This is a genomic window from Streptomyces sp. NPDC048483 (assembly GCF_040651455.1).
GTDB lineage: Bacteria > Actinomycetota > Actinomycetes > Streptomycetales > Streptomycetaceae > Streptomyces.
In genome coordinates this window covers 25597-48581 of record NZ_JBEZJZ010000014.1, presented here as the reverse complement: position 1 = coordinate 48581, position 22985 = coordinate 25597, and the positions used below count along the sequence as shown (strand labels likewise).

The window sequence follows — 22985 nt, the reverse complement described above, 5'->3', positions numbered from 1 at the left end:
CACAACGGCATCCAGCGGGAACACCCGCCCAGAGAGCTGGGCGTGGTCATCCACCAGCTTCGGTGGCTGCCCAGGTCGTCCCGCCGCACCACCCTGACGCCGACGGCTTCGTGGGATGCAGGAGGATGTCCAGGCTCCTGCATCCGATGACATGAGGGAACCACCCACCGTGACCCACCAGCCGCCACAGATGCCACCGCCCGGACATGGCGCCCCGCAGCCGCCATATCCCGGCGCGCCATTTCCGCCGCAGACAGGCCCGACGCCGCCAACCGGGCTGCCGGCCTATGGGGGCGCGAGCTTCGCTGCGCAGCCTCCGGCTCCACCCAAGCGCCGCACCGGACTGATCGTGACCATCGTCCTGGTTGTCGTCGCGCTGCTCGCCGGAGGCGGCATTCTGGCGTGGTCGAAGCTCAGCGGTGGGGATGACGCCGAGCCGCGACAGGGGCAAGCGCAGAGCCAAGAACGGGAACAGGACCAGGGGCAGGACCAGGGGCAGGACCAGGACCAGGACCAGGGGCAGGACCAGGGGCAGAACACCTCCAAGGGGGTGAAGCTGACAACCCCCAAGGTGGTGAAGTCGACGCCGGTCGAACTTCGCTACGACGCCAAGGCCACCGCGCAGATGTACCCGCCGGAAAAGCGGAACCCCTCGTTGTACCCGGAGTTCAAGGGCCTGGCCCAGACCGACTCGGCCTACCACCCGAAGAACAACGACTCGGTCATGCTGGGCGTCCACACCGGTGCGGGTACGGTATCCAGCCCCGCGCAGCGGGTGACGGCAGCGTTCGGCCCGAACGAGATGGCCGTCGCGCCGAAGAACTTCGCTCTCCAGGACCCCGACGCGAAGGGAGCCATCCTGCGCTGCGGCATCTCCAAAAGCGACGGCGTCTACATACCCATATGCATCTGGGCCGACAGCACCTCGGTCGGCGACGTGCTCGGGGTGGGGGACGCGGCCTCGCGCTCCCTCAAGAAGGTCGACCTGAAGACGCTTGCGCAGCAGACGAGTGACCTGCGCAAGGCAATGCGCAGCGGCTCCGCCGGCTGACCCGTCCCGCACCCAAAACGGCGACGCAGACTTCATGAGGTCTGCGCCGCCGTTCAATACGAGGATGACGCGCCGTCATCTGTCATGGCGGTCACCTCCACCCGATCCGCCCGCACGACTCCCCGGCACGGCTGCCCCCCCGCTCACCACCTCCGGCTTGGCCCCTCGCGCCCCGATGGAGGTCCATGGAGGTCCATAGAGACCCTCGGTCACAGCCAGATCAGCGTGAGCGTGACCATGGGCGCGTACGCACATGTGACCCAGGGCACACAGCCGGAAGCAATCAGCCACACGGACCGGCCACTGAAGCAGCGGCTCGCCCCCGGCCGACCACCCGCGTCGATGTCACCCGTGAATCTCAGCCGTAGACCTTCAGCCGTAGATCTCCCCCACAGACGTCAGAAGCCCCAGGTCATCACCGACCCGGGGCTTCGTCCCTGCTCAAACACAGAGCCCCCTGTCGGATTCGAACCGACGACCTTCGCTTTACAAGAGCGGTGCTCTGGCCAGCTGAGCTAAGGAGGCGTGCGGGAAGAAGTGTACCCAGGCGTGCCGGATGCCCGTCGCCCTATTTCGGTGACGGGCGGGCCTGGCGATTTTCGTGACCTCAGGGCTACTGACATGGGGCCGCGCCGAGGGTAGCGTCACGGCCAGTCCACCACGGTGGACTACACCTCTCCTTTACTCGGATCGTCCGGCACGTTCCTGCCGGTGAAGGGATTCATCACCATGGCTACGGTCACGTACGACCAGGCAACCCGCATCTACCCGGGTTCCGACAAGCCCGCCGTCGACAAGCTCGACATCGCCATCGAGGACGGCGAGTTCCTCGTCCTCGTCGGCCCCTCCGGTTGCGGCAAGTCCACCTCGCTGCGGATGCTCGCGGGGCTGGAGGATGTCGACGGAGGCGTCATCCGCATCGGGGACCGCGATGTCACCCACCTTCCGCCCAAGGACCGGGACATCGCGATGGTGTTCCAGAACTACGCGCTCTACCCGCATATGACGGTCGCCGACAACATGGGCTTTGCGCTCAAGATCGCCGGGGTGCCGAAGGCGGAGATCCGGCAGAAGGTCGAGGACGCGGCGAAGATCCTGGACCTCACGGAGTACCTGGGGCGCAAGCCCAAGGCGCTCTCCGGTGGTCAGCGGCAGCGGGTCGCGATGGGGCGGGCGATCGTCCGGGAGCCGCAGGTGTTCCTGATGGACGAGCCGCTGTCCAACCTGGACGCGAAGCTGCGGGTGCAGACCCGTACGCAGATCGCGGGGCTGCAGCGGCGGCTCGGGATCACGACGGTGTACGTCACGCACGACCAGGTCGAGGCCATGACCATGGGCGACCGGGTGGCCGTCCTCAAGGACGGGCTGCTGCAGCAGATCGACTCGCCGCGGAACATGTACGACCGCCCGGCCAACCTCTTCGTGGCGGGATTCATCGGGTCGCCCGCGATGAACCTGGTGGAGGTGCCGATCACCGACGGCGGCGTGAAGTTCGGCAACAGCGTGGTGCCGGTGAACCGGGAGGCGCTGACCGCGGCCGCCGACAAGGGCGACCGTACGGTGACCGTGGGCGTGCGGCCCGAGCACTTCGAGATCGTCGAGCAGAACGGCGCCGCCGCGAAGTCGCTGTCCAAGGAGAGCGCGGACGCGCCGGCCGGCCTGGCCATCACGGTCAACGTCGTCGAGGAGCTCGGCGCCGACGGCTATGTCTACGGCACCGCGGAGGTCGGCGGCGAGGTCAAGGACCTGGTCGTACGGGTCAACGGCCGCCAGGTCCCGGCGAAGGGCACCCAGCTGCACGTCGTACCGACGCCGGGTGAGACGCATGTCTTCTCCACGTCGTCCGGGGAGCGTCTCAGCGACTGAGCTCGGCGCGAAAGACGTGACCGCGTGAAGGCGTGACAGGCGGCGGTCGGTGCCGGGGGTCGTACCCGGCACCGACCGCCGTCGCCGTCGTCGTCACACGAACCGCGGAGAGGCGAAACGACCGCCCCTGCCCCGCCGCCACTCCCCCTACACCCGCCACGCCGATACACGTCGACAAATACCCCGGCAGAACTGGCTTTTCGCACCGATGCGTCAACCCCATAACCGCACCGACGAGCCAATCCGTCCCTCGATAAGGTGACCAAATGTCGCCAAATCATCACTGCTCGCTACCATCACGACCGTGAACTCCGCAGCCCGCCGCATCGGCCGAACTCTCGCCCTTGTCCTGCCTGTCGTCCTCGTGCTCTCCGGGACTCTCGCGGTCACCCGCGTCCCGTGGGCGTCGCAGGCCGCCGAATCGCAGGTACTGACCGCGTCCTCCGGGAAGGCCGCCATCAAGGCCGCCCCCCAGGCCCCACGAGCCGCCCAGGACATCCTCCGGGACCGCCTCCTGCTCGATCTCCAGGAGAAGGACCCTGGAGTCGCCCTCACCCACCTCCAGGAGGCGGTGAACGCCCAGCCCCGGAAGCTGGCCAAGCACTGCGCCTCCATCGCCCGCTCCCTCGGCCGCGCCGCGGTCGCCAAGTACGGCGCCACACACCGCGCCCAGGCCTACTCCCGCCCGGTCTGTGACACCTCCTTCGCCACCGGCGTCGTCACCGCCGCTCACTGACCCCGACCGCACCGCATAAGGTGCGAACCATGGCAGACGCCCCGTATCCGTACCCCACGCAGGCCGTGGTCCTGGCCGGCGGCCAGGGCTCACGCCTTCGCCCGTACACCGACGACCGGCCCAAGCCGATGGTCGAGATTCCCGGGACCGGGACCCCGATCATCGGCCACCAACTGAACTGGCTGGCCGAAGAAGGCGTCACCGACGCCGTCATCTCCTGCGGCCACCTCGCCGAGGTGCTCCAGGACTGGCTCGACCGGGCCCAACTGCCCTTGCGCGTCACGACCGTTGTCGAGACCGAACCGCTGGGCCGCGGCGGCGGACTCAAACACGCCGCCGCCTTCCTCCCGCGCCCGGACGAGCCCTGGTACGCCACCAACGGCGACATCTGGACCCGCTTCCCGCTCCGCGAGATGGCCGCCTTCCACCACGAGCGCGACGCCGACGCCACCCTCGCACTGGCCCGCCCGCGGATTCCCTGGGGCGTCGTCGAGACCGACGCCTACGGACACGTCCTGGACTTCATCGAGGCCCCGCCCTCCCCGTATCTCATCAACGCGGGCGTCTACGCCTTCTCCGCGGCCTTCCAGGACCTGCTGCCCGCCCGCGGCGACCACGAGCGCACCACCTTCCCGCGCCTTGCCCGCGAACGCCGGCTGGCCGGCTATCCGCTCCCCCACGGGGCCTACTGGCGTGCCATCGACACCGCCAAGGACCTCACCGAGGCCGCCAAGGAGCTGGGCACACACGGGCGTTGAGCCCCCCCCAGACGCACAGCCCAGAGCACCAAGCCCGCAGCCACAGCCACAGCCACAGCCACAGCCCGCAACAGCACGGCCCGCCCTTGGTGCCGCTGCCCCATACACGTCCGTACACACAGCTGTCCCCGACCACCCTTGCGGTGATCGGGGACAGCTGCGCGCGCCGGACGGATCAGCCCAGGAGGCCGCCCAGGGTGCTGCCGCGGCCGGAGTCGCTGTCGGATTCCGAGGGGCTGCTGCTCGTACCGCCGCCGGTGGTGCCGCCGCCCGTGCCGCCGGAGCTCGGGGTGGCACGGCTGGGGGACGAGGTACGGGACGGGACGGTCTGCTGCGGCGGGCCGCTGGTGGTCGCGCCGCCGGGCTGGGCGGCGCCGCTGGTGGTACCGGCGGTGGGCGCCGTCGAGGCGGACGGACGGCCGCGTGTGCCCGCCGTGTGCGAGGCGTCGGCGGAGGGCGTGCCGGGGCGCCGCGGGGTGCCGTTGCCCGTGTGGCGCTGGCCGGGCCGGGTGGCCTTCTTGCCGGGGCGGGGCAGCGGCGTACCGGGGAGGTTGTTGATCGCGGGCTCGCCGGGCCGCGGTACGGGCGCAACCGTCGCGGACCGTACGGCACCGCCGAGCAGCGACCCGATGAGCAGGGTCAGCCCGGCCACCACCGCGGTCATCACCGCGCCGCGCCGCAGCACCCGGCGCCGCAGCTCACCGACCTCGACCCGCGGGCCGAGCCGCCGCCAGGCCTCGCCGGCCAGCCGCCCGTCCATGGAGTAGACCGGGGCGCCCGCGATGATCAGCGGGCTCCAGGCGGCGAGGTAGATGATGTCGGGGGCGTCGTACGCCGGGACCGTGCGCCAGCTGACCGTCATCAGCAGCGCCGCGGAGAGCAGCGCGCCGATCGACGCGGCGACGCGCTGCCACAGCCCGCAGATGGTCAGGACGCCGACGACGACCTGGAGGAAGGCGACGGTCAGTCCGGCGCCGACGGGGTGCGAGACGGCGAAGTCGCGCAGCGGCACGGCCAGCGCCCAGGGGTCCAGCGACAGCAGCCACTTGACCATCGAGCCCCGCTCGCCGCCGTCGAAGTAGACGGGGTCGCAGAGCTTGCCCATGCCGGCGTAGACGGAGATCAGACCGAGGAAGATGCGCAGCGGGAGCAGGACGACGCCCAGGTTCATCCGGCGGCCCGGGTAGTACGCATGCCGTACGGAGTCGCCGCCGCGCCGCTTGGTGTCGTAGCGGTCCCGGGCCTCGAAGTGGTCGTCGTCGTAGCCGTCGTCCGCGCGGTCGTCGTCGGCGCGGCCGCCGTCGCCGTGGGGGTGGTCGCCGTAGGCGCTGCCGACGGGGCGTACGCCGCGCAGCAGGTTGTTGTCGGATTCGAGGGGTCCACGCTGGCCGACGACCGTCGGGGTGGGAGCGTCGTCGACGCGGATCCGGGGCAGGACCTGGGTCGTTCCGACGTCCTCGCCCTGGCTGCCGTCCAGGCCGATGCCCGCGTTGCGTACCGCGTGCAGGAGTTGGGTGGTGGCGCCGGCGGTGCCGCCCGGTGCCGTACGGCCGCTCCACACCACGGGCGCCCGCCGTCTGGCGGGGGCGGACGACCCCCGGATGACGGGGATCCGCGCGGTGTCGGCCATGGTGTTGCCCACTGCGCCCGTTACGGGTCCGGCGAGCTGCACTCGGAAACTGGCGTGGTTGACAATGACCTGCGCGGGATCGCACGGCACCTTGACCGAGCTCAGGATGGGCTCGTCATCGAAGCCCGGCGAGCGTCCCCCCGTAGGCGTGCGGGGTGTTCTGGTGTCCACGCTCATCTAACCGAGTGACCCGCGGTTAAGACACTGCCTTGACCTGTTCTCTCTGTCCGAGACCCGTCAAAGGCCCGCAATGAGGGGAAGCCGTACGGAGAGGCGTACGCAGTGTCAGCGCGTGTCCCGGGCCGACGGGCGGCCCGGGGACACCCGGCTCACTCAGGCGCGGCGGCGCGCCGCCTCCCACAGGACCACACCGGCCGCGACACCGGCGTTCAGCGACTCGGCACCGCCCGGCATCGGGATCCGCACCCGTACGTCGCAGGTCTCGCCGACCAGCCGCGACAGACCCTTGCCCTCGCTGCCGACCACGATGACCACCGGGCCGTCCAGCGCCGCGACGTCCTGCAGCTCCAGCTCGCCGTCCGCGGCGAGGCCGACGACCGTCAGGCCCGCCTTCTGGTACGACTCCAGGGCGCGGGTCATGTTGGTGGCACGGGCGACCGGCGTACGGGCCGCGGCGCCCGCCGAGGTCTTCCAGGCACCGGCCGTCATCCCGGCCGCGCGGCGCTCCGGCACGACCACGCCGTGGCCGCCGAAGGCGGAGACGGACCGGACGACCGCACCCAGGTTGCGCGGGTCGGTGACGCCGTCCAGCGCGACGATCAGCGGGTCCTCGCCGGCGTCGAAGGCGGCCGCGGCCAGGTCCTCGGGGTGCGCGTAGTCGTACGGCGGGATCTGCGCGACCAGGCCCTGGTGGTTGAGGCCGTTGGTCATGCGGTCCAGCTCGGGCCGCGGCGCCTCCAGGAGGTTCAGCCCGCCCTCGGTGGCGAGCTGGATCGCCTCGCGCACCCGCTCGTCGCTGTCGATGAACTGCTGGACGTAGAGCGTCGTGGCGGGCACGCCCTCACGCAGCGCCTCGACGACCGAGTTACGGCCGACGACCAGCTCCGCCGTGCCCTTGGCGCCGCCGCGGCGCGGGGCCGGGCGCTTGGCGGACTGCTTCGCCTTGGCGTTGGCGACGCGGTTCTTGACGTGCCCCTTGCGTGCGGAGGCAGGCGGGGTCGGGCCCTTGCCCTCCAGGCTCCGGCGCCGCTTACCGCCACTGCCGACCTGGGCGCCCTTCTTGTTGGACGTGCGGCGGTTCCTGCGCTCGCTGTTGCCGGCCATGGGTCACCTGTTTCTTCACTGCTCTCGACGTCTCGCGACGTGGAGTGGGTACGTACGTATGGATTGAGTGTCGCCCGCGGCCACCGGGAAGGGCGAATCCGGCTGGTGGCCGGGGGTCACGACAGGCTCCGGGACCGGCCTCGAGGCCGGATGCAGACGGGTTTCGGACGGGTCTCGGACCGGCTTCAGGACAGCGACCAGCGCGGGCCCGACAGGGTGTCCTCGATGGCGAGGCCGGAGTGCTGGAGCTGGTCACGGATGGCGTCGGCGGTGGCGTAGTCCTTGCGCGCGCGGGCCGACTGCCGCTGGTCGAGGACGAGCCGTACGAGGGAGTCCACCACGCCGTGCAGGTCCTCGCCGCGGTCCTGGCCGCCGCCGGACCAGCGCTCGTCGAGCGGGTCCATGCCGAGCACGCCGAGCATCGCCCGCAGCTCGGCCAGCCGGGCCACCGCGGACTCCTTGTCGTCGGCGGTCAGCGCGGAATTGCCCTGCCGGACGGTGGTGTGCACGATCGCCAGCGCCTGCGGGACTGCCAGGTCGTCGTCCATCGCCTCGGCGAACGCCGGCGGCACCTCGGCCGCGGGCTCGACGATGCCGGCCTTCTCGACGACCCGCTGGACGAAGCCCTCGATACGGGCGAACGCCGACTCGGCCTCGCGCAGCGCTTCCTCGCTGTACTCGATCATGGAGCGGTAGTGCGGGGTGCCCAGGTAGTAGCGCAGGACGATCGGACGCCAGCGCTTGACCATCTCCGAAACCAGCAGGGAGTTGCCCAGCGACTTGGACATCTTCTCGCCGCTCATGGTCACCCAGGCGTTGTGCGTCCAGTACGTGGCGAAGTCGTCGCCGTAGGCCCTGGCCTGGGCGATCTCGTTCTCGTGGTGCGGGAAGATCAGGTCGATGCCGCCGCCGTGGATGTCGAACGCCTCGCCCAGGTACTTGTGGGCCATCGCCGAGCACTCCAGGTGCCAGCCGGGCCGGCCGCGGCCCCAGGGGGTCTCCCAGCTGGGCTCGCCCTCCTTGGTCGCCTTCCACATCGCGAAGTCGCGCGGGTCCCGCTTACCGGTCTCGCCCTCGCCGGCCGGCTGCTTGAGGTGGTCCAGGTCCTGGTTGGACAGCGCCAGATAACCGGGGAAGGACCGCACGTCGAAGTAGACATTGCCGTCGGCCGCATACGCATGACCGCGCTCGATCAGGCCGCGCATCATCTCGACCATCTCGGGGATGTGGCCGGTGGCGCGCGGCTCGTACGTCGGACGCAGGCAGCCGAGGGCGTCGTACGCCGTGTTGAAGGCGACCTCGTTCTCGTAGCCGATCGACCACCAGGGGCGGCCCTGCTCGGCCGACTTCCAGATGATCTTGTCGTCGATGTCCGTCACATTGCGCACGAAGGTGACGTCATAGCCGCGGTAGGCGAACCAGCGGCGCATGATGTCGAAGTTCAGCCCCGACCTGATGTGCCCGATGTGCGGGGCGGCCTGCACGGTGGCACCACACAGGTAGATCGAGACACAGCCCGGCGTGAGCGGGATGAAATCGCGAATCTTCCGGGCGCTGGTGTCGTACAGGCGAATCGTCACGGAACCAGGGTAGTCGGAAGGAAGCAGTGCCCCGTGACCCGTCGGCCGTGGGGTCACAGAACCGTGACACTCGCCCGATTCACCCGAAGCCGGCACCTGCATCTGTGCCCCGCCGGGCCGCTCGGACGCCGCTCAGGCACCCGTCACATCCGGCTCATATCCGACCCGTATCCGGCCCATGTGCGACGTGTGCGCGGTCTCATATGCGGCCGACCACCTTGCGCGGGGTGATCCGGACGACCACCCGCTCGTTGTCGTCGGCCGCCGCCGGGTTGAAATCGGCGTACGGCTTGCCGGTGTACTTCTGCGACAGCTCGTCGATCAGCTCCTGCCCGCCCTCGGTGGTGAGCGAGGCGGAGCCGCGGACCTCGGCGTAGGTGTACGGAGCGTCGAAGGGCTGAACGACGACCGAGACGCGCGGGTCGCGCCGGAGGTTGCCCTCCTTGCGGCGCCCGACGGTCGTCGAGATCAGCAGATCGTCGCCGTCCCGCTTCACCCACACCGGGGAAACCTGGGGGCTGCCGTCCGGCTGAATCGTCGCCACGGTCACAAAGACCGGCGTGTCGAGCAGCTGCTTGAGTTCGTCGGGGAGGGTGGCAGTCACGGGGCGTCCTTTCTGCGGGCCGTTCCGATACGTCCCGCAGGTCCGGCGAGCGGCCGGATCCGCGGGACATCCGTACTTCGGTACTCCATCGCTTCCGTCAACCCCTGTACGCGGCACGGCATTCCCGCATCGGGCCGGCTTTTCCCGCGCCGGGCCGGCGGTCCTGCACAGGGCCCGCCGGGCCGCCCGCCGCATCCACTACCTCAGCCCGTACGGACCACCAGCGCCGTCGCGACCGCCGCCAGCCCCTCGGCGCGGCCGGTCAGCCCCAGCCCGTCGGAGGTCGTCCCGGAGACCGAAACCGGCGCGCCGACCGCCGCGGACAGCGCCTTCTGCGCCTCGTCCCGCCGCTTGCCGACCTTCGGCCGCACGCCGATGACCTGCACCGCGACATTGCCGATGGCGAACCCTTCGGCCCGTACGATCCGCGCGGCCTCGGCCAGCAGGGTCACCCCGGAGGCGCCGGACCACTCGGGGCGGCCGGTGCCGAAATGCGCGCCGAGGTCGCCGACGCCGGCCGCCGAGAACAGCGCGTCGCAGGCGGCGTGCGCGGCCACGTCCCCGTCGCTGTGCCCGGCCAGGCCGTACTCCTCGTCCTCCCAGAGCAGGCCCGCGCACCACAGCTCGCGCCCGCGCTCGAAGGCGTGCACGTCCGTGCCGATGCCGACGAGGGGAAGACCGGCGGGGATCGGGGGGGTCGGCTCAGACGTAGCCATCGGTGGCCCTCCTACGGGCGAGTACGGCCTCGGCCAGGACCAGGTCCAGCGGCCGGGTCACCTTGAACGCTTCCTCGTGGCCGGGGACCACCACGACCGGCTGGCCGAGCCGTTCGACCAGCCCGGCGTCGTCGGTGGCGCCCTCGCCCTCGACGACGGTGTCGTGCGCCTTGCGCAGGGTCTCCAGGTCGAAGCCCTGCGGAGTCTGTACGGCGCGCAGCAGGGCCCGCTCCGGGGTACCGACCACCGGCTCCGGGGTGCCCTGCGGCTGCGGCTCGACCTGCTTGACGGTGTCGGCCAGGGGCAGCGCGGGGACGACGGCGGGCGCACCGGCGCGGACGGCCGCGATCACCGCGTCGACCGTGTCGACCGGGACCAGCGGGCGCGCCGCGTCGTGCACCAGCACCACGTCGATGGCCTCCGGCAGCGCCGCGAGCCCGAGCCGTACGGACTCCTGGCGGGTCTGGCCACCGGGGACGACCACCAGGTCGGTGCGGTCGCTGAGCGGGTGCTCGTCGAGGAGGTGGCGGACCTCGGGGGCGCCGTCGGGCGGGGCGACCACGACGACGACGGAGACGGCACGCGAGGCGGCCATCGCACGGACGGCGTGCACCAGCATGGGTGTGCCGCCCAGGGCGCGCAGCGCCTTGGGGGCGCCGGGGCCGAGCCGGACGCCGCGGCCGGCGGCGGGGATCACGGCGGCGGTGCGGATCGGGCGGGAAGGATCTGACATCGATGGCTCCGAAGTCCGGGGTAATCCCGGAATTAACGCAGACAGGTTTGTTTCCTCGGCCGAGGTGGGTATGGCCTCAGCGTGCCGGGCGCGACGCCTAGACCGGACCCTTCCGTGACATCGGTCGAGGCAGCTGCCCGAGCCCGGCACGCCACAGGTGCGTACGACGGGCTTCCGTCACTTCTCATCCGGTTCCTACGTCGCAGATGCGCCGTCGCAGATATGCCGCAGCGCCCGGCAACAGACCCCTCCGACAGGAGGCGGTCGTCACTCGGGCACCGCGGCATTGCTACGTCGCTTCGTCGCATCACGTCATTTCAAGCTCGCACAATGACGTCTTGATCGACTTGATGGACTTTGTACGTCGTCAGGACGCGAGGACCTCATCGAGCAGAGCCTCGGCCTTGTCTTCGTTGGTGTTCTCCGCGAGGGCGAGCTCGCTGACCAGAATCTGGCGCGCCTTGGCGAGCATCCTCTTCTCACCAGCGGAGAGTCCGCGCTCACGCTCACGACGCCACAGGTCACGTACCACCTCGGCGACCTTGATGACATCGCCCGAGGCGAGCTTCTCGAGATTTGCCTTGTAGCGACGGGACCAGTTCGTCGGCTCTTCGGCATACGGTGCACGCAGCACCTCGAAGACCCGGTCCAGCCCGTCCTGACCAACCACGTCGCGCACGCCGACGAACTCCGCATTGTCCGCTGGCACACGAACAGTCAAGTCGCCCTGGGCGACCTTCAGCACCAAGTAGGTCTTGTCCACGCCTTTGATCTGGCGAGTTTCGATGGCCTCGATCAGCGCGGCCCCGTGATGGGGATAGACCACGGTGTCGCCAACCTTGAACGTCATGTGACAGGTACCCCTTCCGTGGCTATCCATGCTAACACGGGAACGGGCCGTTCTGAATGGCGTTTTCGCAGGTCAGGGCATATCTCGGGGCTTGACAACAGCGGCCGTAACGTGCTGCGAGGGGTCGCTCTATGCGGGTATTCGCAGGTGGGAGGGGCTCCACAGGTGAGCGGAAACGTACCCACCACACACCCGGAACGAGAAGATCAACAGGCCGAACATCCCGTTTTGCGGGGATCCGTATGAGCGACTTCAGCTACTCCGTTCGGTGCTCGCGGACCGCTCCGGGTCGATTCTCGAATTGATCAACAGCCGGCCGCCGAGCGTGGTGATCAATTCCCGGCAGTGCCCGCATTCCCTGCGAATACTGCTTTTCACCGGTGGAAAGGGCCGGCCGCCGACCCGGCCGGAGTCGCCCTGGCAGCCGACGAACTCTTGAGGATTATTCAAACGGAGTTCTCGGGACACGCCGGGGAAGACGGGAGCACTCATCGGGACCGAGCCAATGATTGTTCTTCCGGGGAGGTCGCGGGGTGTTCCTGGGGTGATCTGGTGAATACGGTCGCGGGCCCTCCTGGGGCGTTCCAGGGAGCGTCACGGCGCTCCTTCCGGGTCCCCGCACGGCTCGGCTCCCGGCTCCCTGCCGCGGCCTCCGTGGGCGCCCACGGCGCGCCACGGGACGCCGTGCCGGACAGCGCGCGGCGTGGCCCGTGGGGTGCGTGATCGCGCTGGGGGCGGGTCGGGTGCGGCGGCGCGAGGGCGGCTCGGTAACCTAGCGGCGCTGACACACCCTTAGGGCGGCTTTACGTACCCGTCGACATGACGCGTACGCAGCGCCGCCCCAGCCGCCCATCCGCGACCGGGCACGAAGTTCGGCCGCCGTAGCTCGTCAAGGAGATGCCGCCGCCGTGAGCCGCAGCCTTCGACGCGGCGTCCTCGCCGCCACCGTCCTCTCGCTTTCCGCCGTCTCGCTTTCCGCGTGCGGGGCCGGTGGTGACGCGCAGACGCTGCAGGTCAAGCCGGACAACGCCGCGACCTCCGTCGGCGACATCAAGATCCAGAACGTGAATGTGATCACGCAGCCCGACCTGGACGCCCAGGGTCCGGCGGTGATCAGCGCGACGGTGTTCAACAGCGGCCGCAAGGCCCAGAAGCTGACCGCGATCTCCCTCAACGGCACCGGCACGTCGGCCAAGCTCAAGCCCGCCACCGGTGCCGCGGGCCCGATCACCGTGCCGGCCGGCGGTTCCGTCGTGATCGGCGGCGCGGGCAACGCCTCGGCCGTCCTGGCGAGCGGGCGCGAGTCCGTCAAGGACGGGAACCTGCAGCCGCTGACGTTCAGCTTCAACTCCACCGGCAAGGTGCAGCTGGGCGCGTATGTCGTCCCGGCGAAGAGCTACTTCGAGGGCTACGGCCCCGAGGTGATGCCCCAGCCGTCCGGCTCGCCGACCTCCACGGAGTCGGGCAAGCCGGCCGAGTCCGCGACCCCGGCCGAGTCGGGCAAGCCGACGGAGTCCGGTACGCCGAAGGAGCCGGGCAAGCCGGCCGGTGAGGCGTCGGAGACGGCGCACGCCGGTCACTGAGTCCACGGCCAAAGCGCCGCAGCACGCGTCAGGGCGCCTCTCCGATCGGGAGGGCGCCCTGACGCGTACCGGCTAATCGGCCATTGCCGGGCATGGCTTACGGCTCGAACTTGTAGCCCAGGCCACGGACCGTGACCAGGAAGCGCGGCGCGCCCGGGTCGGGCTCGATCTTGGCGCGCAGCCGCTTGACGTGGACGTCGAGGGTCTTGGTGTCGCCCACGTAGTCGGCACCCCAGACGCGGTCGATGAGCTGCATACGGGTCAGCACGCGGCCCGCGTTGCGCAGCAGCATCTCCAGGAGGTCGAACTCCTTCAGCGGCAGGTCCACCTTGCCACCGGAGACCGTGACGACATGGCGGTCCACGTCCATCCGGACCGGGCCGGCCTCCAGGGCCTGCGGGGCGACCTCCTCCGGCTCGCCGCGGCGGCGCAGCACCGCGCGGATGCGGGCGACCAGTTCGCGGGAGGAGAAGGGCTTGGTGACGTAGTCGTCGGCTCCTATTTCCAGGCCGACGACCTTGTCGATCTCGCTGTCCTTGGCGGTCACCATGATGACCGGGACGTTGGAGCGGCCACGCAGCTGGCGGCAGACCTCGGTGCCGGGCAGGCCCGGCAGCATCAGGTCCAGCAGGACCAGGTCGGCGCCGTTGCGTTCGAACTCGTCCAGTCCGTCGGGGCCCGTAGCCGCGATGGCGACCTCGAAACCCTCCTTGCGGAGCATGTACGACAGTGCATCGCTGAACGATTCCTCGTCCTCGACGACAAGCACTCGGGTCACGGAAGGACCTCCGGGGCAGGGTGAGCAGGGAGCGGTTCGTTGAAGGTCTCGTACGGTCGGTCCTCGTCGTCGAGGCCCTCCGCGGTATCGAGATCGGCGGGCCGTTCGCGGTCGCGTACGGCACCGGCTTCGGGGAGACGCAGGGTGAAGGTGGAGCCCTGTCCCTCAGCGCTCCACACCGTGACCTCTCCGCCATGGGAGGCGGCCACGTGCTTGACGATGGCGAGGCCGAGGCCGGTCCCGCCGGTGGCGCGCGAGCGCGCCGGGTCCACTCGGTAGAACCGCTCGAAGACGCGGTCCCGGTCCTTCTCGGAGATGCCGATGCCCTGGTCGGTCACGGCGATCTCGATCAGGTCCCCTCCGGGCGCCGTCACCCGGCGGCCGGAGATCCCGACCCGGGTGCGGGCCGGGGAGTAGTTGACGGCGTTCTCGACGAGATTGCCGAGGGCCGCGGCGAGCTGGCCGCGATTGCCCCATACGTGCAGGTCGGCGGTGCCTCCGGCGGCCATGGTGATCTGCTTCGTACCGGCCTGCTGGCGGCAGCGGTCGATCGCCTCGGCGACCAGTTCGTCGACCCGGACCGGCTCGGCGTCCTCCAGCGGGTCGTCGTTCTGGACCCGGGAGAGGTCGATCAGCTCCTGGACGAGGTTGGTCAGGCGGGTGGCTTCGTTCTGCATCCGGCCGGCGAAGCGCTCGACGGCCTCGGGGTCGTCGCTGGCGTCCATCACGGCCTCGGAGAGGAGGGAGAGGGCACCGACGGGCGTCTTGAGCTCATGGCTGACGTTGGCGACGAAGTCGCGCCGGACCGCCTCTATGCGACGGGCCTCCGTGAGGTCCTCGACCAGGAGGAGTACCAGGCGGGAGCCGAGCGGGGCGACTCTGGCGGAGACCGCGAGTGCGTCCCCGCGGCCCGTGCCGCGGCGCGGCAGATCCAGCTCCACCTGGCGTATTTCGCCGTCCCGGCGGGTGTCGCGGGCCATCTGCATCATCGGTTCGACGGCGAGCTTGCCGCCGCGGACCAGCCCGAGGGCGTACGCGGCGGAGCTGGCCTTGACGACGGCGTCGGCCTCGTCGAGGACGACGGCAGAGGAGCGCAGCACCGAGAGGACGGTGTCGACGCCGGGCGGCAGCACGGCGTCGGTGTGCAGGGAGGTACGCGTGGGCTTGGCGTGGTCCCGCTCGCTCCAGCGGAATGCCAGCATGGCGAAGACGCCGGTGCACAACCCGGCGATCGCTGCCACTGCGGCAACGGCCGCGTCCACGTTCATGACTCCAGCGTATGCGGCAGGTCGGACACTTCCCCAGCCGTGTGGGCGTCTGCTCGAACACCCGTCGCCCAGAGTTCACTGTGGCGTCGGTGGTGGTTCACTCCGGAGGGCGGAAAGGGCGCGCGGGGGCATGGGAAGCCCCTGTTGGGATCGATGCGACCGCGCGGTAGTGCCTTGGCGTCGCCTGGTGGTGACCTGACGGTGCGCGTCAGGACACCATCAGGACGGCGGTCATGTCGCCCAGAGTTCACCTTCATGTCGGCGGCGGTTCACTCCGGGTGGGAGCGCAGGTCGCGATGCCCCCGCACGGTGAGGGTGCGGGCGTATGACTCGGTCCCGCACCGGCGCGCAGCGGCCGGGCTCCGCGGAGTGCGGGCCGTGCGGGCACAGAGCGTGGGAGCGTGGGAACCTACCGTCACTGGTCGTTCGTTCCCCTCGCAGCCACCCCACCACCCGATAGCACTCGATGCGAGAGAAGGTCACTGATGCGGGACGCGTACCACGAGGAGCTGGATTCGATCGGCGAGGGCCTGGTCGAGATGGCCCGGCTCGTCGGCTCCGCGATCGGGCGCGCCACCACGGCGATACTCGACGCGGATCTCAAGCTGGCCGAGACCGTGATCGCCGCCGACGAGAAGGTCGACGACCTCCAGCGTGACCTGGAGGCGCGCGCGATCGCCCTCCTGGCGCGGCAGCAGCCGGTCGCCACCGACCTGCGGATCGTCGTCACCTCGCTGCGGATGAGCGCCGACCTGGAGCGCTCCGGCGACCTGGCCCAGCACGTGGCCAAGCTGGCGCGGCTGCGCTTCCCGCAGACGGCCGTACCGCGCGATCTGCACGCCACCATCCTGGAGATGGGGCAGCTGGCGCAGCGTCTGATGGCCAAGGCCGGCGAGGTCATCATCACCAAGGACGTCGATCTGGCGCTCCAGCTGGAGCAGGACGACGACGCAATGGACCTGCTGCACCGCGCCCTCTTCCAGCACCTGATGGACGACCGCTGGAAGCACGGCATCGAGACGGCGGTGGACGTGACCCTGCTGGGCCGCTACTACGAGCGGTTCGCGGACCACGCGGTTTCCGTGGCCAAGCGGGTCGTCTATCTGGTCACCGGTGAGCACGCCGACGAGATCGCCCCGCCGACGCCGGTCGAGGGCACGTAGCGCTCGTACGGGCCCTGCGCCCCCCTTGCACCCCCGTGCACCGTTGACGTATGCCTCCACGCGCCGTTGACGCGCCGCGCCGCACGGGCTTGCAATGGGCACCAAGGTGACCCCTAGGAGGCAATTCATGGCACTCATGGCGGACTCCCCCAACCCGGCCCCGCCGCACGGCGCGCCACCACCCCTCGCGCGCCCGCAGCTCCCGCTGCTCAGCGGCTGCAGCTGCGGCCCCGGCTGCCAGTGCGGCTGCCAGTCCGGTGGGCCGTGCCAGTGCGGCGGCGCCTGCGGTTAGCCACCGCGACGCGCACCGCGGCCCCGATCGGCGTTCCGCCGGTCGGGGCCGCTGCGTTTCCCGGGTGGCCGCCCGACCGCCCCCGCCCGAAACGCAGCCATCAGTCCCTTTTGTCACAAATGCATCGCGATCATGCCGCCCCCCATAGCGAGCGACGACCCCACAGCGTTGGCCCGAGCATGAAGCCCTCGAAGAACCCCCGCCCGGTACCGCCCGCCCACGACGAATACCGCGCCGGCGTGAACCCCGAGCTGCTCGGCGCCTACTGGCTCGACACCCCCGGCCGCGACCATGTGGCGGCGGACTGCCCCTGGTGCCGCGAACTGGCCGCCTCACACACCGGCCACACCACGCAACAAGCCCTCCACCCACGGAGAACCCGCAGGTAGAGGGCTTGCCAGGACGCGCTACGGCGCGCGCCCCACGTCCTCGCGTACTACTTCTTCTTGCCCTGGTTCTTCACTGCCTCGATGGCGGCCTTGGCGGCCTCCGGGTCGAGGTAGGTGCCGCCGGGCGTGACCGGGCGGAAGGCCGCGTCCAGCTCGTAGGCGAGCGGGATGCCGGTGGGGATGTTCAGGCCGGCGATGTCCGCGTCGGAGATCCCGTCGAGGTGCTTGACCAGGGCGCGCAGGCTGTTGCCGTGGGCGGCGACCAGGACCGTACGGCCGGCGACGAGGTCCGGGACGATGCCGTCGTACCAGTACGGCAGCATGCGGGTGACAACGTCCTTGAGGCACTCGGTCTTCGGGCGGAGCTCCGGCGGGATGTCCGCGTAGCGCGGGTCGTCGCTCTGGGAGAACTCGGAGCCGTCCTCAAGGGCGGGCGGCGGGGTGTCGTACGAGCGGCGCCAGAGCATGAACTGCTCCTCGCCGAACTCCGCGAGCGTCTGCGCCTTGTCCTTGCCCTGCAGCGCGCCGTAGTGCCGCTCGTTCAGGCGCCAGCTGCGGTGGACCGGGATCCAGTGGCGGTCGGCGGACTCCAGGGCGAGCTGCGCGGTGCGGATGGCGCGCTTCTGGAGGGAGGTGTGCAGCACATCGGGGAGCAGACCGGCGTCCTTGAGCAGCTCTCCGCCGCGGACCGCCTCCTTCTCGCCCTTCTCGTTGAGGTTCACGTCCACCCAGCCGGTGAACAGGTTCTTCGCGTTCCATTCGCTCTCGCCGTGGCGGAGGAGGATCAGCTTGTACGGTGCGTCGGCCATGACCTCGAGCGTAATCCACATTCGGAAGGGGCCCGGCCCAGGTCCAGGACGTGGGCGTCCGGGCGGCGCGGTGGTGCCGGACCCGGTCGCCGCGGCTCAGTAGCCGAGTCCCGCGTACCAGCCGCCCCGGCCGCCCGGGGTGAGGTCGAGGAGGTGCCAGACGGGGGCGAGGAGGTCGATGCCGCGCTCGTCGATGTCGTCGGCCATGCGGGGATGGGCGGAGTAGAAGTGGCGCAGCGTCCCGTCGGGGTCCTTGGTGAAGACGGAGACCGTCGAATCCTGTGCGCCGTCCTTGTCCTCGCTGCCGAGGTCGTACTTGAACGTGCTGTCCCCGCAGCTCAGCAGGCGTAGCCCGGGCCACCCACGGTTGCGGGCGTGCTGCCGGAGGGCGGGCGGGCCGGCGGCCGCGGCGATGGCGAAGTCGGCGTTTTGGGCGAGGTGATGGGCGATGCCGTTGAAGCCGTCGATCCACAGCGTGCACATCGGGCAGGGGTCGGTCTGCAGCTTGCCGAACATGAGGTGGTAGATGATCAACGGGCGGTCGGGGGACGTGAAGAGTTCGCTGAGGGAGACCTCGCGGACCGGGTCATCGCCCGCGCCGAGGTCGGCGGGGCCTTCTGTGAAGACGTAGTCCTCGACGGGCGGTCCCTCGGGAAGCGCCCGCCGCTGCGCCGCGACCTGTTCGCGATGACGCATGAGCTCGACCTCGGCCTGGCGGAGCTCTTCGCGGGCGGAGGCGTAGTCCGCCGTTTCGCCGGCCAGTCTGCTGTACCGCATCGCGTCCTCCTGGGTGGCGATCCGCCCGGCCCTCGGCCGATTTCCGAGCGTAGACCCGCCCTGGGGCTCCCGCGACCCGTCACTGCTCCGGTCGCATCAGGACGTCCTCAGCTACAGCCGGGCGGGGACCTGCGCAGCCGGGCCCCCGCCAAAACCCGTGGCCCTCCCCCACCCACCCCACTAGCCTCCCCCGCATGCGCTCCCATACGTCCTACGTCTGCCTCCCCTGCCGGGCCTCCTACAAGCAGCCGTACGACCGGGCGCGCGAACGCCGCTGCCCGCGTTGCGCCCGGACGATGACCCACGTGGGGTCCGCCTTCCAACCGCCGCGCCGCCGGGACACCGAGGGCTGGCGCGTGCTCTCCGTACTCCTGAACGCGGGCATCCGCTTCCACAAGAGCTGCTGCGGCGGCCCCGGTTACCGTCCTCGGACCCTCCACGAGGTCCGCGCACGCATGGCGTACGCCAAGGCCACGGGTGAGCCGTTCGCCCGGGCACTGGTGCGGTACGAGGTGCCGTAGTCCGTCACCGCATACGGAGCACCGGCCCGGCAGCGGCGACCTGGCTCTACGCGCCGTACAGCGCGGCCTGTGCGTAGAGGAGACGCGTGTCCAGCACCCCGGTGTCGGCGCGGTAGCGGCCGGACCGGAAGTCGAGGGCGACCTTCCTCCGTCCGCCGCCGGCCCGCATGCGCCAGCGAGTGCGGCGGGGCTTTCCCCACAGCCAACTGAACGAAGCTTCGCCGTCGTGGAGGAAACCCAGCAACGCAAAGACGAGCAAGAACGGCGAGGCTACCCAATACGCTGTCCAGGCGCGGATGCTCCCCTTATAGGCGACCGCGCTGCACTGCTTGCCCGCGTCCTCCACACGCCACGCCTGGCGCATTCCCAGGGTGGAACGCTCCTGGATGATCCGGCCGATGAAGCGGCCGGAACCGTCGTGCACCGCATACACGGTCTGCGGGTGAGGGGCGCCGGCCTGGGGGATGACGGTGCACAGGGTGTGGGCGGGCTCTGCCGGCGCCGTGAGGGCGAAACTCCGCTCGTGGTCGGCACTTCCGCCGTGGCGATGTATCCGGGCCAGCGGGGATTCGGCGGCGACCCTTCCGTTTCCCGGCTGAAGTTGCCCCCATGCCTCGCACTCGGGCAGTGCGGTGAATTGCTGCGCAAAATCGCCCCGCGAGACGCAGAACTTTATCTCGGTCATTCGCTCCCTTACTCCTGTACTCCCGTACTGGCCCGCGTTCACCGTCGAGCGCCCTCATCCTCGCGTACCTGACGCGGCGCCCGTCGGCCCGCCCCCGGCAGTCGGCGCGGCAACTCCCCCTGCGCAAAGGGCATGCGGCCCCGCACCCGCGGCCCGTGCGTGGACGTGGTGGCCACACCCCGAAGAGGGGGGTCTCCCCCATCGCCCCCGGCAGCCGGCTTCGGGATCCTGGCGTGGTGGCCCGGACCGCTGTGGGCGTCTGGGCTGCCGGGGGGCCGGGGGGCCGGGGGGCCGCGTGCGGGGCATGAGCCGAGCGGACGGGGAGCGGGGAGCGAGGGATGACGGACGTGGTGGCGGCGCGGCGCAGGAAGGGCGTGCGGTGGGGCGTGGCGGTCGGAGGGCTCGTGACCGCTTCTGCGCTGGTCGTGGCGGTGTTGGGGGCGGAGGGGGCACAGGGGCCGACGGGGGCGGCGGGAATCGGGGGACCCGCCGCCCCTTCCGTCCACACACCGGCCGCCGGCCCACGTACGGCCCCCATGACGCTGCCCGCACCCACCGGCCGGCACCGGGTCGGTACGGTCTCGCTCCACCTGGTCGACCGGCAGCACCGCGACCCGTGGGCCGCCGGGCAGCAACACCGGGAGCTGATGGTGAGCGTCCGGTACCCGGCGCGGGCGGACGCCGGGCGGTATCCGCGCGCGCCGCAGATGCTGCCGGGCGAGGCGGCGGGGTTCGACCGGCTGAACTCCTTCTCGGAGTACGTGCCGAAGGGGAAGGTCGCCTGGGGAGCCACCCGTACGCATGCGCATGAGGGTGCGCCGGTGGCCCCGCACCGGGGGCGGCGGTTGCCGGTGGTGCTGTACTCCCCCGGTGCCGGCGATCCCCGCTCGCTCGGCAGCACGCTCTGCGACGAACTGGCCTCCCGTGGCTATGTGGTGGTGACCATCGACCACACCTATGAGGCGCCCGCGGTGCAGTTCCCGGACGGGCGGGTGGCGCGCAGTGTGATGCCGCAGGAGATCGCGCGGGCGCGGAAGGCGGGGCGGATGACGCAGCTGCTGAGGAAGGTGGCGGGGGTGCGGGTGGCGGACACCCGGTTCGTTCTGGACGAGTTGGCGAGGTCGGGTCCGGGGTCCGTGCTGCCGGGTGCGCTCCGGCGGGCGGTGGATCTGGATGCCGTCGGGATGTTCGGGCAGTCGGCCGGTGGGTTCACGGCGGCGCAGGCGATGCATGACGACCGGCGGATCAGGGCCGCGGCGAACATGGACGGGGTGATGGGTTATACGCAGCGCGATGACGACCCGTCGCATCCGTCGACGGTGGGAACGGACGGCGTGGACCGGCCGTTGTTGTTGATGGGGAAGGAAGGGGACACCCATCACCGCGTCGCTTCATGGGGCGCGGTGTGGGCGCACAGCACGGGGTGGCATCGGGATCTGACGCTGGGGGGTAGTCAGCATGCGAGCTATACGGACGCGGAGGCGCTGATTCCGCAGGTCGCGCGGAAGCTGGGGCTGCCGCGGGCGGACGTCGCGAAGATGATCGGTACGGTCCGTCCCGGGCGTGCCGTCGTGGCCCAACGGGCTGATGTCTCGGCGTTCTTCGACCGCTGGCTGCGGGGGCAGGGCAGCGGGCTGCTGGACGGGCCGTCGAGCCGCTGCCCGGAGGTGCGGTTCGTGCCGTAGGCGGCGTGGGCGGCCGGTCGCCTCTCAGCCGGCGGCCGGCCAGTCCCAGCCCAGCTGGAGGAACATACCGAGCCGGTCGCTCACCGCACGGATCTCGGCGATCTTGCCCCCGCGCAGGGTGAAGACCCAGATCTGCTCGACCGAGAAGGCCCGGCGGGTGGGCTCCGGCATACGGGGGTGGGCGCCGGTGTGCCGGCCGCTGACGGTGAGCCGCGCGACCACGGCGTCGCCCTCGGCGATCAGCTCCTCGGCGACGGCCTTGAACTCACCGAAGGCCGTGAGCTGTTGGCGAAAGCCCTCGAAAGCGGCGCCGGGCCGGTCTTCCTCACCGTGGATGATCTTGTTGTGGTCGATGACGTCGGGCGCCATGAAGGTGGGGAAATCGCCGGTCCGACGCTCGTTGACGGCGGCGAGAAAACCCTCGACGACCTGCTTGTTCGTCATCCTGCCCCACTCCTGTCTTACGCCGTAAGAATATCTCGGCCGCTAGGATCGACTTACGGCGTAAGAAAGTCAAGGCGGGCGGGACGGATGGGGCGAGCGGCATGACGGGCAAGGCGGGCAGGCGGGCGCCGGGGGAACGTGCCGGGCTGTCACGGGCGTTGGTGCTGGACACCGCACTGGACCTGGTGGACCGCGAAGGGCTGCGGGGCCTGTCGATGCGGCGCCTCGGGGGCGCGCTGGGGGTGGAGGCCATGACGCTCTACCACTACGTACCCCACAAGGAGGCGCTGCTCGACGGCCTGGTGGAGCGCGTGTTCGCCGAGGCGCTGCCGCTGTCGGCCGAAGGCGCGCCCTGGCAGGAACAACTGCGCGGCTACGCGGCCTCGTTGCGGGAGGCGCTGCTACGGCACCCGGGCGTACTGCCCCTGGTGGTGACCCGGCCCATGGTGACCCCGACGGGCCTGGACGCGGTGGAACGCGGCCTGGGCGCCCTGACCGGCGCCGGCTTCCCGCTCGGCCGGGCGGTCGATGCGCTCAATGCGCTGTCGCTGTTCGTCGTCGGGCACGCGGCAGGCGAGGCCGGCGTGGGCAACGATGCCGATCCGGAGGGACGGACTCCCGGCTCGCCCGGGTGGCTGGCCCGGCTGGACGCCGCCCGCTATCCGCTCCTGACAGAGGCGGCCCGGACCGGAGCCGGAGTCGATGACGAGCAGCGGTTCCGGTTTGCGGTCGAGGCGCTGATCGCCGGGTTCGCGGGCGTCGCCGAGCGTACGAAGGGTTGAG

General features: G+C 70.7%; 23 protein-coding genes and 1 tRNA gene. 10 read left to right on the top strand and 14 right to left on the bottom strand.

Translation table 11 applies throughout. From position 1 onward, the window contains the following. The first annotated feature begins 349 nt into the window (after nucleotides 1-349). Nucleotides 350-1051 (top strand): hypothetical protein, encoded by a 702-nt coding sequence (locus AB0D04_RS10440; protein ID WP_362701570.1) that lies wholly within the window; start codon nucleotides 350-352, stop codon nucleotides 1049-1051. Nucleotides 1052-1502: 451 nt separating this feature from the next. On the opposite strand, the gene AB0D04_RS10435 is transcribed toward AB0D04_RS10440, so the two are convergent. Next, nucleotides 1503-1576 (bottom strand) — tRNA-Thr (locus AB0D04_RS10435). Nucleotides 1577-1780: 204 nt separating this feature from the next. Between AB0D04_RS10435 and ugpC the strand changes: the two genes are divergently transcribed. The 3 genes from ugpC (at nucleotide 1781) to AB0D04_RS10420 (ending at nucleotide 4411) form a co-directional block, all read left to right on the top strand. Next, entirely contained in the window at nucleotides 1781-2917 is a 1137-nt protein-coding gene (gene ugpC / locus AB0D04_RS10430; RefSeq protein ID WP_362701567.1) for a sn-glycerol-3-phosphate ABC transporter ATP-binding protein UgpC, read from the top strand. Nucleotides 2918-3221: 304 nt separating this feature from the next. Beyond that, nucleotides 3222-3653 carry a hypothetical protein gene (locus tag AB0D04_RS10425; protein WP_362701565.1) on the top strand — a complete coding sequence of 144 codons (432 nt, stop codon included), beginning with the start codon at nucleotides 3222-3224 and terminating at the stop codon, nucleotides 3651-3653. 29 nt (nucleotides 3654-3682) lie between these two features. Beyond that, nucleotides 3683-4411, top strand: coding sequence for a nucleotidyltransferase family protein (locus AB0D04_RS10420; RefSeq protein ID WP_362701562.1), 729 nt, complete (start codon nucleotides 3683-3685; stop codon nucleotides 4409-4411). 175 nt (nucleotides 4412-4586) lie between these two features. Here the strand turns inward: AB0D04_RS10420 and AB0D04_RS10415 are convergent, their stop codons facing one another. The 7 genes from AB0D04_RS10415 to AB0D04_RS10385 all read right to left on the bottom strand — a co-directional run bounded on the left by AB0D04_RS10415 (nucleotide 4587) and on the right by AB0D04_RS10385 (nucleotide 11808). Further along, nucleotides 4587-6218, bottom strand: coding sequence for a DoxX family membrane protein (locus tag AB0D04_RS10415; RefSeq protein ID WP_362701560.1), 1632 nt, complete (start codon nucleotides 6216-6218; stop codon nucleotides 4587-4589). A gap of 156 nt (nucleotides 6219-6374) precedes the next feature. Further along, complete coding sequence (gene rlmB / locus AB0D04_RS10410; protein ID WP_362701558.1) at nucleotides 6375-7325, bottom strand: 23S rRNA (guanosine(2251)-2'-O)-methyltransferase RlmB; 951 nt, start codon at nucleotides 7323-7325, stop codon at nucleotides 6375-6377. A gap of 185 nt (nucleotides 7326-7510) precedes the next feature. Continuing rightward, nucleotides 7511-8905: a cysteine--tRNA ligase gene (gene cysS, locus AB0D04_RS10405; RefSeq protein WP_362701555.1), complete on the bottom strand. Its 1395-nt coding sequence runs from the start codon at nucleotides 8903-8905 to the stop codon at nucleotides 7511-7513. Between the two features lie 199 nt (nucleotides 8906-9104). Beyond that, entirely contained in the window at nucleotides 9105-9509 is a 405-nt protein-coding gene (locus AB0D04_RS10400; protein ID WP_362701552.1) for a PPOX class F420-dependent oxidoreductase, read from the bottom strand. Nucleotides 9510-9712: 203 nt separating this feature from the next. Beyond that, a complete protein-coding gene (gene ispF, locus AB0D04_RS10395) occupies nucleotides 9713-10225 on the bottom strand; it encodes a 2-C-methyl-D-erythritol 2,4-cyclodiphosphate synthase (RefSeq protein WP_362701549.1) in 513 nt (170 codons plus the stop codon). Next, nucleotides 10212-10958 (bottom strand): 2-C-methyl-D-erythritol 4-phosphate cytidylyltransferase, encoded by a 747-nt coding sequence (gene ispD / locus AB0D04_RS10390; protein ID WP_362701547.1) that lies wholly within the window; start codon nucleotides 10956-10958, stop codon nucleotides 10212-10214. The genes ispF and ispD overlap by 14 nt, the downstream gene beginning before the upstream one ends. Before the next feature lie 367 nt (nucleotides 10959-11325). Next, nucleotides 11326-11808, bottom strand: coding sequence for a CarD family transcriptional regulator (locus tag AB0D04_RS10385; RefSeq protein WP_003953493.1), 483 nt, complete (start codon nucleotides 11806-11808; stop codon nucleotides 11326-11328). A 908-nt stretch (nucleotides 11809-12716) separates the two neighbouring features. On the opposite strand from AB0D04_RS10385, the gene AB0D04_RS10380 reads away from it, so the two are divergent. Next, nucleotides 12717-13391, top strand: a complete 675-nt coding sequence (locus AB0D04_RS10380) for a DUF461 domain-containing protein (protein WP_362701544.1) — start codon at nucleotides 12717-12719, stop codon at nucleotides 13389-13391. Nucleotides 13392-13488: 97 nt separating this feature from the next. On the opposite strand, the gene AB0D04_RS10375 is transcribed toward AB0D04_RS10380, so the two are convergent. Beyond that, the gene (locus AB0D04_RS10375; protein ID WP_362701542.1) at nucleotides 13489-14169 is read right to left on the bottom strand and encodes a response regulator transcription factor; all 681 of its coding nucleotides are present in this window, start codon (nucleotides 14167-14169) and stop codon (nucleotides 13489-13491) included. Next, the gene (locus AB0D04_RS10370; protein ID WP_362701539.1) at nucleotides 14166-15437 is read right to left on the bottom strand and encodes an ATP-binding protein; all 1272 of its coding nucleotides are present in this window, start codon (nucleotides 15435-15437) and stop codon (nucleotides 14166-14168) included. The genes AB0D04_RS10375 and AB0D04_RS10370 overlap by 4 nt, the downstream gene beginning before the upstream one ends. A gap of 485 nt (nucleotides 15438-15922) precedes the next feature. Between AB0D04_RS10370 and phoU the strand changes: the two genes are divergently transcribed. Together phoU and AB0D04_RS10360 are read left to right on the top strand one after the other, a co-directional pair. After that, nucleotides 15923-16600 carry a phosphate signaling complex protein PhoU gene (gene phoU / locus AB0D04_RS10365; protein ID WP_362701536.1) on the top strand — a complete coding sequence of 226 codons (678 nt, stop codon included), beginning with the start codon at nucleotides 15923-15925 and terminating at the stop codon, nucleotides 16598-16600. A 471-nt stretch (nucleotides 16601-17071) separates the two neighbouring features. Beyond that, nucleotides 17072-17281, top strand: coding sequence for a hypothetical protein (locus AB0D04_RS10360; protein WP_362701534.1), 210 nt, complete (start codon nucleotides 17072-17074; stop codon nucleotides 17279-17281). 47 nt (nucleotides 17282-17328) lie between these two features. On the opposite strand, the gene AB0D04_RS10355 is transcribed toward AB0D04_RS10360, so the two are convergent. Further along, entirely contained in the window at nucleotides 17329-18090 is a 762-nt protein-coding gene (locus tag AB0D04_RS10355; protein WP_362701531.1) for a phosphoglyceromutase, read from the bottom strand. 96 nt (nucleotides 18091-18186) lie between these two features. Then, nucleotides 18187-18867, bottom strand: coding sequence for a DUF899 family protein (locus AB0D04_RS10350; protein ID WP_362701528.1), 681 nt, complete (start codon nucleotides 18865-18867; stop codon nucleotides 18187-18189). A 194-nt stretch (nucleotides 18868-19061) separates the two neighbouring features. Between AB0D04_RS10350 and AB0D04_RS10345 the strand changes: the two genes are divergently transcribed. Further along, nucleotides 19062-19388, top strand: coding sequence for a deoxyxylulose-5-phosphate synthase (locus tag AB0D04_RS10345; RefSeq protein ID WP_362701526.1), 327 nt, complete (start codon nucleotides 19062-19064; stop codon nucleotides 19386-19388). 46 nt (nucleotides 19389-19434) lie between these two features. Here the strand turns inward: AB0D04_RS10345 and AB0D04_RS10340 are convergent, their stop codons facing one another. Beyond that, nucleotides 19435-20073 (bottom strand): hypothetical protein, encoded by a 639-nt coding sequence (locus tag AB0D04_RS10340; RefSeq protein ID WP_362701524.1) that lies wholly within the window; start codon nucleotides 20071-20073, stop codon nucleotides 19435-19437. Between the two features lie 338 nt (nucleotides 20074-20411). Between AB0D04_RS10340 and AB0D04_RS10335 the strand changes: the two genes are divergently transcribed. After that, nucleotides 20412-21758, top strand: a complete 1347-nt coding sequence (locus AB0D04_RS10335; RefSeq protein WP_362701522.1) for a hydrolase — start codon at nucleotides 20412-20414, stop codon at nucleotides 21756-21758. A 24-nt stretch (nucleotides 21759-21782) separates the two neighbouring features. Here the strand turns inward: AB0D04_RS10335 and AB0D04_RS10330 are convergent, their stop codons facing one another. Further along, nucleotides 21783-22202, bottom strand: a complete 420-nt coding sequence (locus AB0D04_RS10330; RefSeq protein WP_362701520.1) for an ester cyclase — start codon at nucleotides 22200-22202, stop codon at nucleotides 21783-21785. Nucleotides 22203-22303: 101 nt separating this feature from the next. Between AB0D04_RS10330 and AB0D04_RS10325 the strand changes: the two genes are divergently transcribed. After that, nucleotides 22304-22984: a TetR/AcrR family transcriptional regulator C-terminal domain-containing protein gene (locus tag AB0D04_RS10325; protein WP_362701519.1), complete on the top strand. Its 681-nt coding sequence runs from the start codon at nucleotides 22304-22306 to the stop codon at nucleotides 22982-22984. Nucleotide 22985 lies beyond the last annotated feature (1 nt).

What these genes read in the sequence shown, in the direction of transcription:
- ugpC (WP_362701567.1), top strand. Translation starts at nt 1,781, where the DNA reads ATGGCTACGGTCACGTACGACCAGGCAACCCGCATCTACCCGGGTTCC.
- AB0D04_RS10420 (WP_362701562.1), top strand. Translation starts at nt 3,683, where the DNA reads ATGGCAGACGCCCCGTATCCGTACCCCACGCAGGCCGTGGTCCTGGCC.
- AB0D04_RS10415 (WP_362701560.1), bottom strand. Translation starts at nt 6,218, where the DNA reads ATGAGCGTGGACACCAGAACACCCCGCACGCCTACGGGGGGACGCTCG.
- rlmB (WP_362701558.1), bottom strand. Translation starts at nt 7,325, where the DNA reads ATGGCCGGCAACAGCGAGCGCAGGAACCGCCGCACGTCCAACAAGAAG.
- ispF (WP_362701549.1), bottom strand. Translation starts at nt 10,225, where the DNA reads ATGGCTACGTCTGAGCCGACCCCCCCGATCCCCGCCGGTCTTCCCCTC.
- ispD (WP_362701547.1), bottom strand. Translation starts at nt 10,958, where the DNA reads ATGTCAGATCCTTCCCGCCCGATCCGCACCGCCGCCGTGATCCCCGCC.
- AB0D04_RS10385 (WP_003953493.1), bottom strand. Translation starts at nt 11,808, where the DNA reads ATGACGTTCAAGGTTGGCGACACCGTGGTCTATCCCCATCACGGGGCC.
- AB0D04_RS10370 (WP_362701539.1), bottom strand. Translation starts at nt 15,437, where the DNA reads ATGAACGTGGACGCGGCCGTTGCCGCAGTGGCAGCGATCGCCGGGTTG.
- phoU (WP_362701536.1), top strand. Translation starts at nt 15,923, where the DNA reads ATGCGGGACGCGTACCACGAGGAGCTGGATTCGATCGGCGAGGGCCTG.
- AB0D04_RS10360 (WP_362701534.1), top strand. Translation starts at nt 17,072, where the DNA reads ATGAAGCCCTCGAAGAACCCCCGCCCGGTACCGCCCGCCCACGACGAA.
- AB0D04_RS10355 (WP_362701531.1), bottom strand. Translation starts at nt 18,090, where the DNA reads ATGGCCGACGCACCGTACAAGCTGATCCTCCTCCGCCACGGCGAGAGC.
- AB0D04_RS10350 (WP_362701528.1), bottom strand. Translation starts at nt 18,867, where the DNA reads ATGCGGTACAGCAGACTGGCCGGCGAAACGGCGGACTACGCCTCCGCC.
- AB0D04_RS10345 (WP_362701526.1), top strand. Translation starts at nt 19,062, where the DNA reads ATGCGCTCCCATACGTCCTACGTCTGCCTCCCCTGCCGGGCCTCCTAC.
- AB0D04_RS10340 (WP_362701524.1), bottom strand. Translation starts at nt 20,073, where the DNA reads ATGACCGAGATAAAGTTCTGCGTCTCGCGGGGCGATTTTGCGCAGCAA.
- AB0D04_RS10335 (WP_362701522.1), top strand. Translation starts at nt 20,412, where the DNA reads ATGACGGACGTGGTGGCGGCGCGGCGCAGGAAGGGCGTGCGGTGGGGC.
- AB0D04_RS10330 (WP_362701520.1), bottom strand. Translation starts at nt 22,202, where the DNA reads ATGACGAACAAGCAGGTCGTCGAGGGTTTTCTCGCCGCCGTCAACGAG.
- AB0D04_RS10325 (WP_362701519.1), top strand. Translation starts at nt 22,304, where the DNA reads ATGACGGGCAAGGCGGGCAGGCGGGCGCCGGGGGAACGTGCCGGGCTG.